This window comes from Microlunatus phosphovorus NM-1, assembly GCF_000270245.1.
Lineage (GTDB): Bacteria > Actinomycetota > Actinomycetes > Propionibacteriales > Propionibacteriaceae > Microlunatus > Microlunatus phosphovorus.
In genome coordinates, this window is the sequence record NC_015635.1 from 4,825,936 (window position 1) to 4,838,620 (window position 12,685).

19 protein-coding genes are annotated in these 12,685 nt (G+C 66.6%); 11 read left to right on the forward strand and 8 right to left on the reverse strand.

The window, feature by feature from the left end; genetic code table 11:
- The 3 genes from MLP_RS21860 to MLP_RS21870 are packed head-to-tail and all read left to right on the forward strand — an operon-like array spanning window position 1 to window position 1,827.
- Window positions 1-747 carry a hypothetical protein gene (locus MLP_RS21860; protein ID WP_013865372.1) on the forward strand — a complete coding sequence of 249 codons (747 nt, stop codon included), beginning with the start codon at window positions 1-3 and terminating at the stop codon, window positions 745-747.
- Complete coding sequence (locus tag MLP_RS21865; RefSeq protein WP_013865373.1) at window positions 744-1,577, forward strand: SPFH domain-containing protein; 834 nt, start codon at window positions 744-746, stop codon at window positions 1,575-1,577. Before MLP_RS21860 ends, MLP_RS21865 begins: the two co-directional genes overlap by 4 nt.
- Complete coding sequence (locus MLP_RS21870; RefSeq protein ID WP_013865374.1) at window positions 1,531-1,827, forward strand: hypothetical protein; 297 nt, start codon at window positions 1,531-1,533, stop codon at window positions 1,825-1,827. Before MLP_RS21865 ends, MLP_RS21870 begins: the two co-directional genes overlap by 47 nt.
- Here the strand turns inward: MLP_RS21870 and MLP_RS21875 are convergent.
- From MLP_RS21875 to MLP_RS21890, 4 genes are all read right to left on the reverse strand, one after another.
- The gene (locus MLP_RS21875; RefSeq protein ID WP_013865375.1) at window positions 1,818-2,171 is read right to left on the reverse strand and encodes a TfoX/Sxy family protein; all 354 of its coding nucleotides are present in this window, start codon (window positions 2,169-2,171) and stop codon (window positions 1,818-1,820) included. The two genes, MLP_RS21870 and MLP_RS21875, sit on opposite strands and share 10 nt — an antisense overlap.
- The gene (locus MLP_RS21880) at window positions 2,168-2,536 is read right to left on the reverse strand and encodes a nuclear transport factor 2 family protein (protein WP_013865376.1); all 369 of its coding nucleotides are present in this window, start codon (window positions 2,534-2,536) and stop codon (window positions 2,168-2,170) included. Before MLP_RS21880 ends, MLP_RS21875 begins: the two co-directional genes overlap by 4 nt.
- 61 nt (window positions 2,537-2,597) lie before the next feature.
- A complete protein-coding gene (locus MLP_RS21885; protein WP_041793204.1) occupies window positions 2,598-3,032 on the reverse strand; it encodes an SRPBCC family protein in 435 nt (144 codons plus the stop codon).
- On the reverse strand, window positions 3,025-3,360 hold the full coding sequence (locus tag MLP_RS21890) for an ArsR/SmtB family transcription factor (protein WP_013865378.1): 336 nt from the start codon (window positions 3,358-3,360) through the stop codon (window positions 3,025-3,027). Before MLP_RS21890 ends, MLP_RS21885 begins: the two co-directional genes overlap by 8 nt.
- A gap of 295 nt (window positions 3,361-3,655) precedes the next feature.
- On the opposite strand from MLP_RS21890, the gene relB reads away from it, so the two are divergent.
- Genes relB through MLP_RS21905 form a run of 3 tightly spaced genes read left to right on the forward strand, consistent with a single transcriptional unit; the run spans window position 3,656 to window position 4,978 of the window.
- Window positions 3,656-3,877 (forward strand): type II toxin-antitoxin system RelB family antitoxin, encoded by a 222-nt coding sequence (gene relB, locus MLP_RS21895; protein ID WP_013865379.1) that lies wholly within the window; start codon window positions 3,656-3,658, stop codon window positions 3,875-3,877.
- Entirely contained in the window at window positions 3,874-4,137 is a 264-nt protein-coding gene (locus tag MLP_RS21900; RefSeq protein WP_013865380.1) for a type II toxin-antitoxin system RelE family toxin, read from the forward strand. The genes relB and MLP_RS21900 overlap by 4 nt, the downstream gene beginning before the upstream one ends.
- Before the next feature lie 34 nt (window positions 4,138-4,171).
- Entirely contained in the window at window positions 4,172-4,978 is an 807-nt protein-coding gene (locus MLP_RS21905) for a phosphotransferase enzyme family protein (protein WP_013865381.1), read from the forward strand.
- Between the two features lie 312 nt (window positions 4,979-5,290).
- Here MLP_RS21905 and MLP_RS21910 read toward each other — a convergent pair whose 3' ends face one another.
- Together MLP_RS21910 and arr are read right to left on the reverse strand one after the other, a co-directional pair.
- The gene (locus MLP_RS21910; protein WP_013865382.1) at window positions 5,291-6,142 is read right to left on the reverse strand and encodes a C1 family peptidase; all 852 of its coding nucleotides are present in this window, start codon (window positions 6,140-6,142) and stop codon (window positions 5,291-5,293) included.
- 124 nt (window positions 6,143-6,266) lie between these two features.
- On the reverse strand, window positions 6,267-6,692 hold the full coding sequence (gene arr / locus MLP_RS21915) for an NAD(+)--rifampin ADP-ribosyltransferase (RefSeq protein WP_041790446.1): 426 nt from the start codon (window positions 6,690-6,692) through the stop codon (window positions 6,267-6,269).
- A gap of 44 nt (window positions 6,693-6,736) precedes the next feature.
- Here arr and MLP_RS21920 point away from each other — a divergent pair, with 44 nt between their 5' ends.
- Window positions 6,737-7,066 (forward strand): YchJ family protein, encoded by a 330-nt coding sequence (locus MLP_RS21920; protein WP_013865384.1) that lies wholly within the window; start codon window positions 6,737-6,739, stop codon window positions 7,064-7,066.
- Window positions 7,067-7,132: 66 nt separating this feature from the next.
- Here MLP_RS21920 and MLP_RS21925 read toward each other — a convergent pair whose 3' ends face one another.
- Window positions 7,133-7,660 (reverse strand): flavin reductase family protein, encoded by a 528-nt coding sequence (locus MLP_RS21925; protein WP_013865385.1) that lies wholly within the window; start codon window positions 7,658-7,660, stop codon window positions 7,133-7,135.
- Window positions 7,657-8,217, reverse strand: a complete 561-nt coding sequence (locus MLP_RS21930; RefSeq protein ID WP_013865386.1) for an NAD(P)H-dependent oxidoreductase — start codon at window positions 8,215-8,217, stop codon at window positions 7,657-7,659. The genes MLP_RS21925 and MLP_RS21930 overlap by 4 nt, the downstream gene beginning before the upstream one ends.
- A gap of 301 nt (window positions 8,218-8,518) precedes the next feature.
- Here MLP_RS21930 and MLP_RS21935 point away from each other — a divergent pair, with 301 nt between their 5' ends.
- From MLP_RS21935 to MLP_RS21950, 4 genes are read left to right on the forward strand one after another with little or no spacing between them, the layout of a single operon-like run.
- A complete protein-coding gene (locus MLP_RS21935; RefSeq protein WP_013865387.1) occupies window positions 8,519-9,841 on the forward strand; it encodes an MFS transporter in 1,323 nt (440 codons plus the stop codon).
- Window positions 9,838-10,725: an ABC transporter permease gene (locus tag MLP_RS21940; protein ID WP_013865388.1), complete on the forward strand. Its 888-nt coding sequence runs from the start codon at window positions 9,838-9,840 to the stop codon at window positions 10,723-10,725. The genes MLP_RS21935 and MLP_RS21940 overlap by 4 nt, the downstream gene beginning before the upstream one ends.
- Before the next feature lie 41 nt (window positions 10,726-10,766).
- Complete coding sequence (locus tag MLP_RS21945; protein WP_041790449.1) at window positions 10,767-11,840, forward strand: taurine ABC transporter substrate-binding protein; 1,074 nt, start codon at window positions 10,767-10,769, stop codon at window positions 11,838-11,840.
- A 1-nt stretch (window position 11,841) separates the two neighbouring features.
- Entirely contained in the window at window positions 11,842-12,666 is an 825-nt protein-coding gene (locus MLP_RS21950; RefSeq protein ID WP_013865390.1) for an ABC transporter ATP-binding protein, read from the forward strand.
- Window positions 12,667-12,685: the final 19 nt, after the last annotated feature.

Below are 12,685 nucleotides of genomic sequence, written 5' to 3' on the forward strand. Positions count from 1 at the left end.
ATGCCTGATCTGGCGGCCGTCGCGCCGAGCACCTGGTTTGCGCTGGGCTACGCGGCTGTGCTGCTCGCGGTCGCGTACGGGATCGACCGGCTGGCCCGGCGGGCGGCGACGAACATCGAGCAGCAGCGCAGTGGCGGCTTTCGCTATCACGCCGATCACGACGCCTGGGTGTGTCCTGAGGACCAGTGGCTCTGGCCCCACTCCTTCGATCCGGAGAACCGGGTGATGCGCTATCGGGGCAGCCCTACGGTCTGCAACTCCTGCCCGGTACGCGAGAGCTGCACCACGTCAGCGAGCGGCCGGGAGGTCCAACGACAGGTGGACCCGTGGCCCGCCTCGGAGTCGGCCAGGTTCCATCGGGGGATCGCCTGCGCCGTCACCGTGATGGCTGCTGCCTGGCCGCTCGCTGCCGTCTTCGCTGCGCCCGGTTTGATCGACGGGGTGCTGCTGGCGATCGCCGTCGTCCTGCTGGTCCTCGGTTCGCTCCCCTTGTGGGCGCATCTGCGCCGGACGCCGGCCGACCCGACCGGAGTATTGACCCGCAGCACGGACGACAACGTCGCCGACCGGCAGGAGATCGCACGCCGCTATCACGCCCGGCGGACCAGCTATCGCTCGGATCGGCTGCCGATCGTGTCTGTCACCCATGGCCCTACGGATGGAGGCACTACGAATGGAGGGCCCATGACTGGTGGCCCGGTGACTGGTAGCTCCGTGAACGACGAGTCCCAAAGGAGGAACCGATGAGTCCGACCGTGGTGCTCATCCCGCTCGCGATCCTGGCGCTGATCGGACTGCTGATCGCCAGCGTACGGATCGTCCGGGAGTATGAGCGGGCTGTGGTCTTCCGGCTCGGCCGGCTGCGCGGACCGCTCGGACCGGGGATCCTGTTCTTGCTGCCGGGCCTGGACAAGCTGGTCCGGGTCGATCTGCGGGTCGTCACCTTGACCATTCCGCCGCAGGAGGTGATCACCCGGGACAACGTCACCGCTCGGGTCAATGCGGTGGTGATGTTCCGGGTCACCGACGCGGTGCTGTCGGTGATGGCGGTGGAGAACCATGCCGTGGCCACCTCCCAGATCGCCCAGACGACCTTGCGGTCGGTGGTCGGCCGGGCCGAGCTGGACACGCTGCTCGCCCATCGCTCGGATCTGAACGAGGACCTGACCACCTCGATCGCGCAGCAGACCAAGCCCTGGGGTGTCGAGGTCCAGGTGGTCGAGATCAAGGACGTCGAGATCCCCGAGATCATGCAGCGGGCGATGGCCCGGGAGGCCGAGGCCGAACGGGAGCGGCGCGCCAAGGTGATCAGCGCCCATGGTGAGCTGCAGGCGTCCGAGGAGCTCCGCGATGCCGCGCTCACCTTGAGCGAGTGCCCGGCGTCGCTGCAGCTGCGCTATCTGCAGACCCTGCTCGAGCTCGGCGCCGACCAGAACTCCACGATCGTCTTCCCCCTGCCGATGGACATCGTCGGCCCCTTCCTCGCCGCGTACAGCGATCAGCAGAGCACCGCTCAGAGAGGTCTCATCCATGACATCACCAACCACGCCACAGCCGGGACGTCCGGTCGTCCTTGAAGCTGCGCCGCGCGGCCTGTGGCCGACGTTGATCGGTGCCGTGATGGCGCTGCTGGCGCCGATGTTCGGGTTCCTGGTCGGCACCTCCTTGGGGCCGGGCAGCGGCGGCACCGCCATCAGCCCGATCCACCTGGGTCTGTTCCTCGGCGTCGTCCTCGGCGGCTGCGGCGTACTCCTCGCTGCCGTCGGCGGTCGCCGCCTCTATCGCACCCACCGCGAGCAGCAGGGCGCGCGGGAGGATCAGGAGTGAGCGCCGGTGATCCGTCGGTTGTGGTCCAGGGCAATCTCCACCCAGTACGCCAGCGCTTCGTCAGTGTCGAGCGCTTGTGCCGCGACCGAGATCCAGCCCGGCCCCATCGACCGCCCAGCTCCCATCTCTGACTGGGATGCGCCGGGCTGGTCGAGCAGCTCGTCATGGCGCTCGGCCGGCACCCGGACCAGCAGATCACCGTTCTTGCGTGCCCCGACGACGAGTTTGTCGTTGACCATGAAACAGCGCACGCCGAACATGGCCTTCTCCATGGTCGACGGCTCAGCTGCGAGCTCGGCGCGGATCCGCTCGAGCAGATCCGGGTGGGGCAGTGGTGTCCTCATTCCTGCTCCCCCGCAGCCGGGGGCGCGTACGAGAGCCGGTCGAAGATGAGCACGTTCTCGACGATCTGGCCGTCCCGGACGGTGAAGCACTCCGCGGCCGGAGCCGTCGAGGTCACCGCAGTTCGCGGATAGTAGAACAACGCGACCCGCTCCCCCTCCGCAAAGGCGGCGATGTCGCCGATCCCGGTGAGCATCGGTGCGAACCCGGCGAGAAAGGCGCGATAGGCCTCGATTCCGGACAGATCTTGGCCCGGAGCGCGACACACGACATCGGCCGCGACGTACGCCATGGCGCGGTCGACGTCACCGCCGGTCCAGGCCTGGTGATATTCCTGCACGATTGCTGCTGCAGAACTCTTTGACATCGGGTGGCTCCTCGGCTCTGGTTGTCTCGCTCCTGGTTGGACGTGCTTCTTCGGTTCGAACTCACTCGGTCATCGGACGCCAGGGATCGGGGCCGAAGGGTGTCCCCGCGGCAGCAGCGGCCAATCTGGGTACGAAGTGCTCCCAGCCGTACCGATGACCGGCAACGGCGGTGTCAGGCAGCTGCGAGTGGATGAGCTCGAGCCGCGTACCCCGCGCGATCGCGGCCAACCGGAACTCGACCGTCGACGCGCCGACCGGAAGATCCGAGGTGCCGACGATGCCCCAGGAGACGACCACTCGCGTGGGCGGCTCGACCGACAGATACTCACCGCGGACCGCATACCCGGCGATGTCGACCGCGAACTCGCCACCCGGATGCGGGTCGAGACGGGCGTGCTGGCCCATCCATGCCGTCATGCCGGCTTCGGTGGTCAGATAGTCGAAGACGACCTCAGGTGCTGCGTCGATCTCGATCGAGGTGGCGTACTCAGCCATCGGCATTCGGCTTCCGGTTCTCGATGGCAGCCTTGAGAGCCGCCAACTTCGTCGGCCAGAAGTCATCCAGATAGGACCGCACCGCCGCGAGACCGTCGGTGTTCACCACGAACAGGTGTCGCGTGCCGTCCTTGGTCTGTGTGGCCAGGCCAGCCGAGCGCAGCACGCCAAGGTGATGCGAGGTCGTCTGCTGCGACAGCCCGACCTCCTCGGCGATCTGACCGACAGCTCGCGGCCCGGTCCTCACCACAGCCAAGATCGCACGTCGGTTCGGATCGGCCAGCGCGCGCAACGCCCGATCGAGATCTCGACCTGGTTGTGCGCTCACGACTCCCCTTCGTTCGACCTGCCGACTCTGGGCACGATAGCACAAGTGTCTACTTGTACTTATGGTCATGAGTGGAGTTCGGACGCACCGGAATCGCCAGCCCTCTCGGGTGCCCTAGCCTGACCTGATGAAGGGGAGGAGCTCGAGACCGAGCTCGCTGGTACGCGCTGCGAAGCTAGTGGCTTGCCACTCAGGAGGAGCCACCACCGCATCGCAGAGCGAACGCCATTTCCACCCACGAGAACCGAGATCACCTAGTACGATACATGTATCGCAGACCGCAGGAGGTGGCCCAATGCCGTTGTCCATTCGGCTGACCGAAGACGAAGAAGCACGTCTGACCGCGCTCGCGGAGCGGACTGGTCGCTCAAAGACCTTCTATGTGCGCCAAGCCATCGAGGCCTATCTGGAGGACCTCGAAGAGCAGTACTGGGCTGATGAGGCCGTGCGCGAGTGGGAGGCCTCGGGCAAGAGATCCCGTCCAGCTCAGCAGTTGTGGGATGAGCTGGGCGTGTGACGCACTGGCATTTGGAGACCTCACCCCAGTTCGACAAAACGGCACGCAAGCTCGACCAACAGACACTGCATCGCGTCCGGGCCCACCTTGACCAGGTCTGCGAACTCGAAGACCCACGCACTCGCGGCAAAGGACTGACGGGCAAGCTCGCCGGGTACTGGCGGTACCGGATCGGTGACTACCGCGTGATCGTGGAGATTCGCGACCACGCCTTGGTCATCATCGCGATCACGATCGGGCACCGATCCGGTGTCTACTGACCGGTTCCGCCTCACCCCGGTGACCAGGAGGGCCATGGACAAGAGGAGCAGAGACGAACCGGCACGCACCAGGTCAGCTGATGAGGAGCCTGAGATCACCCTGACCGGCGGCAACATGAACGCCGTCGTCCGCCGCGGCGACACCGTGCACCGGACCGCGGGACCATGGACGCCGACGATCCACCGGCTCCTCGAACACCTCGCAAGCGCCGGGATCGACTGCCTCCCCCGTCCGCTCGGGTTCGACGAGCGGGGACGCGAGGTGCTGCCGTACCTGCCTGGCACAGTGCCCGCCTATCCCCTGCCGCGCTGGGTCTGGACCGATCGTCTGCTGGCAGAGACTGGAGCGCTGCTCGCCAGGATCCACCGGGCCAGCACGACGTTCGATCGCTCGGATGCGGTCTGGCAGCTCCGGCCGCACGAGCCCGACGAGGTCATCTGCCTCAACGACATGGCGCCGTACAACATGGTCTTCGACGACGATCACCAGCTCAGCGGCCTGATCGATCTCGACACCGCCTCCCCCGGCCCTCGAGTCTGGGATCTGGCCTACCTCGCCTATCGAATCGTGCCGCTCAGCGCGGCCGAAGACACCGGCATCGGGCCCATCACAGCCGAGGAACGGCAGCGACGACTCCAGTTGCTCGCCGGCGCGTACGCCGCAGCTGGGGACCAGATCGTGATCGAGACGACCGACATCCTCCGCGCCACTGTCGCCCGTCTCGACGAACTGGCCGACTTCACCGCCGACCGGGCCGCCGCCGGAGCGGGCCACGTGGCACCCCACGTGGGGATCTACCGCCGCGACGCCCAGTGGATCACGCAGGACCTCCTGCCATAACCCCGCGATCTGCCTATTCGCCACGCCCATCGCGATCAGGTTCGCGATCTCGAGCTCGCGGGTGGTGAACGGCGCCGCCCCCTCTCGCCGACCAGCCGACAGCCGCGGTCCGAGCGCGAAGGCGATCGCCGCGCGAGCAGTGAAGGAACCGCCTGCCGCGCGAGCCGCGGCGGCATCGGGCAGAGTGGACAACCGCCGTACGGCGTCGATGACGTCGGCCGACTCGAGGGTCGCCGGGCGCAGACCGATGCGGTCGGCGGCCTCCGCCGCGAGGCGGCGCAGCTCGATCAGATATCCCTCGGCCTCGTCGAGTCACAGTGTGTCGAGGTACCTCCTCAAGTCGCTCGCGAAGGCGACATTCTGCTTGGACGTGTGCCGGAACGACAGCCAGGTCTTGGCGGCCGCAACGAACTCGGTCTGCGGGTCGGCCGGCGCCGGCGGCGGCGGAGGCGACTGGAGAGGAGCGAAGATCGTGCAGTCACCTGATGCCTCGAGCAGCTTGCGCATGTCGTCCCAGGTGAAGTACGCCCTGCCTTGCACCCCCCAGGAATCACCCCACGAGTTCTGCATCCAGACGCGCTCATTCTCGACATCGAGCTGGTCGAGGCAGTATTCATGGCCGCCTGCGACCTTGCCCGTGATCCTCTGCCGGCCGTCGGGCGCAGGCTGGAACATGTTCTGGCGCCACTCCGTGCCGACGATGACCGGCTGCTCCGCCAATGCGGTCAGCAGTGCCTCCAGCGAGAACGCGTGCTGATAGCCGCTGATCAGTCCGCGGGACTTGAGCACGGTCGCCACGGACAGCCCGTCGGATCCGGTGTCGTTGGGCGGGTAGGTGCCCGGATAGCTGTCGATCTTCGTGGCATCTGAGTAGACACCCACGGCGTACGCCTCGTTGGCCGCCGGGTCGCTCCCGATGACCGCTTGGACCACCGGCTGGCTCCAGAAGGGCTGGTACGACAGGCACTTGGTGGCAGCGTTGCCGGTGCACGACCCGATATTGCCCTGGTCGAGCGTCGGGATGTTTGACTGATGCCTGGCTGACGAGAGCTTGCTGACATCAGCGGCCGCGTACGCGTAGTTCCACGAACGCGGGTCGTGGCCCACATTTCGACCCAGCCGAGGATCGGTGGGGTTGGAGAAGACCTTCACATAAGTTGCCATCGTTCGCTCCTATCAGGCTATGAAGAGCCGTTCGTGAGCGAAGAGAGCATTGCCACGCTATGTGATACGTAGCGACGGTGATACGTAGCCAGGGATCTCAACTGGGCAAACCCTTCGGCTGCGATCAGTCCTCGATCTGTGCCGAACCCTGCTGCATGAGCCCCTTGATTCCGTCCAGCATGGCCTGGAGCTTCTCGGGCGAGTGGCCGACCCAGTCGGTGAGTTCGCCGACGATCCGCAAGGGCTCACGGCTGCGGAAGGACTGCGTCGGGTTTCCGGGAAACCTCTTGTCGGTCACGTTCGGATCGTCTTCGAAGGCGCCCGTCGGCTCGACGAGATAGATGCGCCCACGGCCATGGCCGACGGCGAGTTCGGCACCCCAGGTCGCTGCATCGAGGGTCGCGGTGAAGTAGACGTAGTTCATCAGCCGGCCCTGCTCGAAGTTCGACTCGCGGCCGGGGACCAGCAGGTCGCCGATCGTCAGGTCAGCCTTCGTGCCGTGCAGATAGACACCGGGCTGATAGACCTCGAAGGGCACAGGTTCGCTCATCAAGAACCACCTTAGCCTCGGAGCCGTCAGGCAGACTGTCGACCATGTGCACCAGACCGGAAGGACGGCCGTGGCCGGACACGGCCGAGGCTCTCATGCGGTCGCGCTTCGAAGCGTTCCGTGATGGTGACGCCCTCTGGCTGCTGGCCTCCTGGCACCCGTCGACCCGACCCTCCTCGCTGGACCTCAGCGACAATCCGACCTGGCGAGGGCTCCAGATCGTCGAGACGGTCGCGGGCGGCCTTGGTGACAAGACTGGCATCGTCGAGTTCAGAGCGACCTACCTCCTCCCGGGCGGTGGGGTCGGGATCCAGCACGAGCGTTCGCGGTTCACCCGTGTGGACGGGCGCTGGCACTACGTCGACGCGATGTGAGACCCGCCAATTGGCGTCCCTCAGGTAAGGGACTGGTGCGTCGATGCGGCTGCGAGCGGGCATTCCCTACAAGGCGGAGGAGCCGTCGACCTGGTGGTAGGCGCGGTCGTAGTAGATCAACGGGGCGGCATCGGGACCGTGATGCGACTCGACGACTCGGACGATCACGAGATGGCTGGCACCCACGCTGGTGCGATTCACGACCTCCCCACGGACCCACGACAGGGTGCCCTCCAGCACCGGCTCACCGGTCTGCAGCCGACGCCAGTCGACCCCGGCGAAGCGGTCGATCCCACTGGTCGCGAATCGCGCCGAGATGTCCACCTGCCCGGCGGCCAAGAAGTTGACCACAACACTCGGTACGACGGCGAGGGTTCGCCACGACGATGATGTGCCGGCAACCGAGAAGGCCAGCAACGGCGGCTCGGCAGACACCGAGATCACCGAGGTAGCCGTGAAACCGATCGGTCGCTCTCCGTCCGCGAAGGTCACGACGGCCACACCGGCCGGATGCCGCCGGAAGATGGCACGGAACCGATCGGACGCCAGATCCTCGGGCCGCTGCCCGGTCTCGATGCAGTTGTGGGCCGTCATCGCACACCAACCGCGTCGGCCCGAAGTGCCAACCTGCTCAACACCTCGCCGTTCTGCTCGAGCCAACCGTCGACTCTGTTCTGGAGGTCATCGAGCTGACCCTCGACGACGGCGAACGACGGGACCGGCACGGTCGCGCCGAGCTCGACCAGCAGCGGACGCAGCAGGTGTTCACCGACGAAACTGTGCGCCGGACTGGCCGAGACGACGACCGGCACCGCGAGGACGCCGCGGAGCGCGCCCGCCGGATAGCGATCGACGAACGCCTTGAGCAGACCGGTGTAGCTCGCCTTGTACACGGGGGTGGCGATCACCGCTACCGCAGCGGACGCAACCACCGCGCGATAGCGATCAGCGTCGGGCCCCTCCTGGACCAGCAGCTGCCCGGCGATCTCCGCCAGATCCAGCGTCGTCACCGGATCAGCCGCTCCGTTCAGGAGGCCCGCAACACCGGCAGCCAGTCGCTGCGCCACGACGAGGGTGCGGGATCCTGGTCGGGGGTTGCCGACGAGCGCAACGACGCCGCCGCGTGAGGTGTCGTCAGACACGATGCCCATGAGTCATGACCTTAGGTGTGGTGGGTTGCCGGTCAGCGGGCCGAATCTCGATGCCGACCCGCGTCGCAGGCGAGACATTACCCCACTCATCTACTAGGGATGCTCAGCATCCGGCGAATGGACGCACTTGGCGCCATCAGTATTACCCATTAACCTACTAGGAAATATGCACTATGCGACAGGAGGTGCCCGTCATGGGCACATCGATCCGGGTGGGGCAGCTCTCGGCCCCACCCCGGCAGACCGCCGGCGATGCTCTCGGCGTCGTCTCCACGTCACCGTCCGGAGAGGGCGGCACCCGATGAGCGCCACCGTCCAGGTCGACGTTCCAGCATCCAGCGGACGCCGCGATCTTCGTACCGTCCTGGTCTCGTGCGTGATGGGGACGACCGTCGAGTGGTACGACTTCTTTCTCTACGGCACAGCAGCCGGCATCGTCTTCAACAAGCAGTTCTTCCCGAGCCACGACCCCACCGTTGGCACGCTCCTGGCATTCACCACCTTCGCGATCGGCTTCATCGCGCGCCCGATCGGGGGACTCTTCTTCGGCCATCTGGGCGACCGGCTGGGCCGGAAACAGGCACTGGTGATCACCATGCTGATCATGGGTGTCGCAACCTTCCTGATCGGCTGCCTCCCCACCTATGGCCAGGTGGGCCTGCTGGCGCCCGCCCTCCTGGTCTTGTTGCGACTGTGCCAGGGAGTGGCGATCGGCGGCGAGTGGGGCGGCGCGGTCTTGATGTCGGTCGAGTACGCGCCGCCGGGTCGCCGCGCCCTCTTCGGCTCGGTCCCGCAGATGGGCCTGGCGCTCGGGCTCCTGCTGGGCACAGGTGTCTTCGCGCTCGGCCAAGCGGTGCTGAGCGAGGCTGCGTTCTTCAGCTGGGGCTGGCGCGTCGGCTTCTGGCTCAGCCTGCTGCTGGTCGTGATCGGCCTGGTGGTTCGCCTGCGGGTGATGGAGACGCCGGCGTTTCGCCGGCTTCAAGAGACCGAGTCGAAGGCGACCGTCCCTGCTCTCGAGCTGGTCCGCGATCCGGTCAACCGTCGTAATCTGCTGCTCGGCATGGGAGCCCGCTGGGTCGAGGGCGTGGCCTTCAACGCGTGGGCGGTGTTCTCGATCTCCTATGTGGCCAACACACTGGGTCTGTCCCGCGGTCCGGTTCTGATCGCGGTGATGGCGGCCGCCGGCGTGCTGCTGGTGTTCATCCCGGTGTGGGGTCTGATCGCGGATCGCTGGACGCCCCGACGAACCTATGCTCTCGGCGTCCTGCTCTCGGCAATCGTGCCGTTGGTCGGCTTCCCGCTGCTGGCCAGCGGCAATGAGCTGCTGCTCGGACTGGCGATCCTGGTCGCACTGGGTGTGATCTATCCGATCATGTATGCGCCGGAGGCCGCCTTCTTCGCCGGCCTGTTCCCAGCGCGAGTGCGCTACACGGGGATCTCGGCCGTCTACCAGATCTCGGGAATCGTGGCCTCCGGGCTCACGCCCCTGATCCTTACCTGGCTGCTGGCCGTGCGCGGTGGCAGCAGCAGTCTGATCATCGCCTACTTCCTGTTCACTGGCCTGATCAGCCTGGTGTCGACGTTGGCGATTCGATCTCCGGTGCACGAGGAGGTCCAGAGATGACCACCGAGACCGCGGTCGCCGCTACCGACTCAGAGCTCTCCCCCGAGATTCAGCCAACCCCACCCACCAACCGCCTGTCCGAGCGTTGGCGAGACTGGGCCACCAATGTCGCCGTCTTCCTCGGGGTGCTCGCGCTGTGGTGGGCGGTCACCGCTTCCGGCCTGGTCCCACCGTTGTTTCTGCCCAGCCCGCAGGCTGTGGTGGGTGCCTTCATCGAAGCCAACGGCTGCCATCCGATCCAGGAGGGGAGCACCCGCATCGTGTGCGGCGCCCAGGGCTACTTCCTGTGGGAACACCTGCTGGCCAGCCTGCAGCGCATCGGTCTTGGTGTGCTGGGTGGCATCGCCGTAGGCGTGGTCATCGGCTTCGCGATGGCTCTGGTCCCACTGCTGGGTCGCTTGTTCGAGCCGTACCTGAACTTCCTGCGCTCGCTGCCACCGCTGGGCTATATCGGCCTGCTGATCGTCTGGTTCGGGATCGGCGACACCTCGAAGATCTGGCTGCTCTTCCTGGCCGCTTTCCCGCCCATCGCAATGGCGACCATCGACGGCGTCCGAGGCATTCGCACCGACCGCATCCTGGCCGCGCAGGCCCTGGGCGCGAACTCCGTGGGCGTGCTGCGCCACGTCGTCCTGCCGGCCAGCCTGCCGAGCATCCTGTCCGGCATCCGAATCGCGACCGGGTTCGCCTGGACGACCGTGGTCGCCGCCGAGCTCAACAACGGCATCCCCGGCATCGGCGGTCTGGCGTACCTGTCGGGCACACAGCTGCAGACGCCGCTCACCATCGCCTGCATCATCATCATCGGTCTGGCGGCCATCGCCCTCGACGCGGCGATCAAGCGCCTGGGCGGCCTCCTCGTTCCCTGGCAGGGCAAGGCATGACACGTTCGACGACACCCAAGGGACGCACCAGCACCATGAGAATGTCAGCCACCGCCCTGATCCGACTGGTGGCCGCCGCCTCGGTCATCGCGATGGGCCTGGCCACCAGCGGCTGCACCACCGCTCGCGAGGCGGAAGCCCGGGCCAACGCCGCGAACAACAGCGCGGTCACGTGCCCGGTCGAGGTCAACAGCACAGCCACCGGCGCCGTACGCATCGGCTGGCAGGCCATCCCGAGCGCCAACCTGCTGGTCAAGGACAAAGGCTGGATCGAGGCCTGCCTGCCGAACGTGACCGTGACCTGGATCAAGTTCGACTCCGGCGCGGACGTCGTGCAAGGTTTCGGGTCCGGATCGGTCGACCTGTCGACCCTGGGCTCCAGCCCGGCGACCAAGGCACTCTCGGCCCCGCTGAACGTGGACATGCAGATCGTCTGGATCGACGACGTGATCGGCACCGCCGAGTCTCTCGTTGCCAAGGATCCCGGCATCAAGACGCTCACCGACCTGCGCGGACACACGATTGCGGTGCCGTTCGGCTCGACCTCGCACTTCAGTCTGCTGATGGCGCTGAAGGAGGCCGGCCTGACCCCGGGCACGGACGTGAAGCTGATCAATCTCAGTCCTGACAAGATGCTGGCCGCCTGGAACGGCTCCCAGGTGGACGCGGCCTGGGTCTGGGACCCAGTGCTCAGCGAGCTCGTCGCTCACGGCCACATCATCACCAGCAGCCAGGTCACCGCGAAGCAGGGCAACCCCACCTTCGACCTGCAAGGGGCGACTCGGACGTTCGTGCAGGCCAACCAGGGCTTCCTCGACACCTGGACGGCGATCCAGGACCACGCGGTCGGCGAGCTGACCGGCGGCGACGCCAAGGCCGCCGCGCAATCGGTCTCGGTGCAGCTGGGCAGCACTCCCGAGGCCGTGCTCGCCCAGTTCCCGGGCTACACCTATCCCCGGGCCAAGCGACAGGCCGAACTCCTGGCCGACTTGCCCGAACAGCTGCTGGCCACCGGCAAGTTCCTGGCCACACAGGGCGAGGTGGACTCCGTGAGCGAGCTGTCGAAATACCAGGCAGGGATCTACTCGGCCTCCATCGAGAAAGCGGCGAAGTGAGATGACCAACACCTTGATCGACGACGCGGGTCTCACCTCGGCCGGTGTGCCGAAGATTCGCTTCGACCGAGTCTCCAAGGTCTATGACACCGACAGCGGTCAACCCGTCATCGCGCTGTCGGAGACCTCGATCGACATCGCGGAGGGCGAGTTCCTCTGCGTGGTCGGCCCTTCTGGCTGCGGCAAGTCGACCCTGATGCAGATGCTGGCGGGCTTCCATCACCCAACGTCCGGCCGTGTGCTGCTCGACGGGGTCGAGGTGCGACGTCCGGACGCGGAACGCGGCGTCGTGTTCCAGCAGGCCAATCTCTATCCGTGGCTGACCACCCGCGGGAATGTGGAGCTCGGGCCCCGCATCCGCGGTGTCGGGAAGGCGGAGCGCCGCACCCGGGCCGAGCACTTCCTCTCCATGGTGGGTTTGGCCGCCTTCGCGGACCGCAAGCCGTACGAGTTGTCCGGAGGCATGCAGCAGCGGGCTCAGATCGCCCGGGTGCTCGCCAACGACCCCGAGGTCATCTTGATGGATGAGCCCTTCGGGGCGTTGGACGCCCTCACCCGCGAGCGGATGCAGGTCGAGCTGCTCCAGATCTGGCGGGAGCGTCGCAAGACACTGGTCTTCATCACCCATGACGTGGACGAGGCCATCTTCCTCGGCACTCGGGTGCTGGTGATGAGCGCCCGACCGGGTCGGGTCCTGATGGACCTGCCGACCCGACTGCCCGTCGAGATTCCCAGTGCTGAGTTGCGTACGCATCCGACCTTCGTCGAGTTGCGCGACACCCTGACCGAAGCCATCTATCGGGCTCAGGACGGGGCCGCGCAGTAGCGTCTACCCTGGGCCCTGG

Coding starts and splice junctions, on each gene's coding strand:
- MLP_RS21860 (WP_013865372.1), top strand. CDS start 1: ATGCCTGATCTGGCGGCCGTCGCGCCGAGCACCTGGTTTGCGCTGGGC.
- MLP_RS21865 (WP_013865373.1), top strand. CDS start 744: ATGAGTCCGACCGTGGTGCTCATCCCGCTCGCGATCCTGGCGCTGATC.
- MLP_RS21870 (WP_013865374.1), top strand. CDS start 1,531: ATGACATCACCAACCACGCCACAGCCGGGACGTCCGGTCGTCCTTGAA.
- MLP_RS21875 (WP_013865375.1), bottom strand. CDS start 2,171: ATGAGGACACCACTGCCCCACCCGGATCTGCTCGAGCGGATCCGCGCC.
- MLP_RS21880 (WP_013865376.1), bottom strand. CDS start 2,536: ATGTCAAAGAGTTCTGCAGCAGCAATCGTGCAGGAATATCACCAGGCC.
- MLP_RS21885 (WP_041793204.1), bottom strand. CDS start 3,032: ATGGCTGAGTACGCCACCTCGATCGAGATCGACGCAGCACCTGAGGTC.
- relB (WP_013865379.1), top strand. CDS start 3,656: ATGCCGTTGTCCATTCGGCTGACCGAAGACGAAGAAGCACGTCTGACC.
- MLP_RS21905 (WP_013865381.1), top strand. CDS start 4,172: ATGGACAAGAGGAGCAGAGACGAACCGGCACGCACCAGGTCAGCTGAT.
- MLP_RS21910 (WP_013865382.1), bottom strand. CDS start 6,142: ATGGCAACTTATGTGAAGGTCTTCTCCAACCCCACCGATCCTCGGCTG.
- arr (WP_041790446.1), bottom strand. CDS start 6,692: ATGAGCGAACCTGTGCCCTTCGAGGTCTATCAGCCCGGTGTCTATCTG.
- MLP_RS21920 (WP_013865384.1), top strand. CDS start 6,737: ATGTGCACCAGACCGGAAGGACGGCCGTGGCCGGACACGGCCGAGGCT.
- MLP_RS21925 (WP_013865385.1), bottom strand. CDS start 7,660: ATGACGGCCCACAACTGCATCGAGACCGGGCAGCGGCCCGAGGATCTG.
- MLP_RS21930 (WP_013865386.1), bottom strand. CDS start 8,217: ATGGGCATCGTGTCTGACGACACCTCACGCGGCGGCGTCGTTGCGCTC.
- MLP_RS21935 (WP_013865387.1), top strand. CDS start 8,519: ATGAGCGCCACCGTCCAGGTCGACGTTCCAGCATCCAGCGGACGCCGC.
- MLP_RS21940 (WP_013865388.1), top strand. CDS start 9,838: ATGACCACCGAGACCGCGGTCGCCGCTACCGACTCAGAGCTCTCCCCC.
- MLP_RS21945 (WP_041790449.1), top strand. CDS start 10,767: ATGTCAGCCACCGCCCTGATCCGACTGGTGGCCGCCGCCTCGGTCATC.
- MLP_RS21950 (WP_013865390.1), top strand. CDS start 11,842: ATGACCAACACCTTGATCGACGACGCGGGTCTCACCTCGGCCGGTGTG.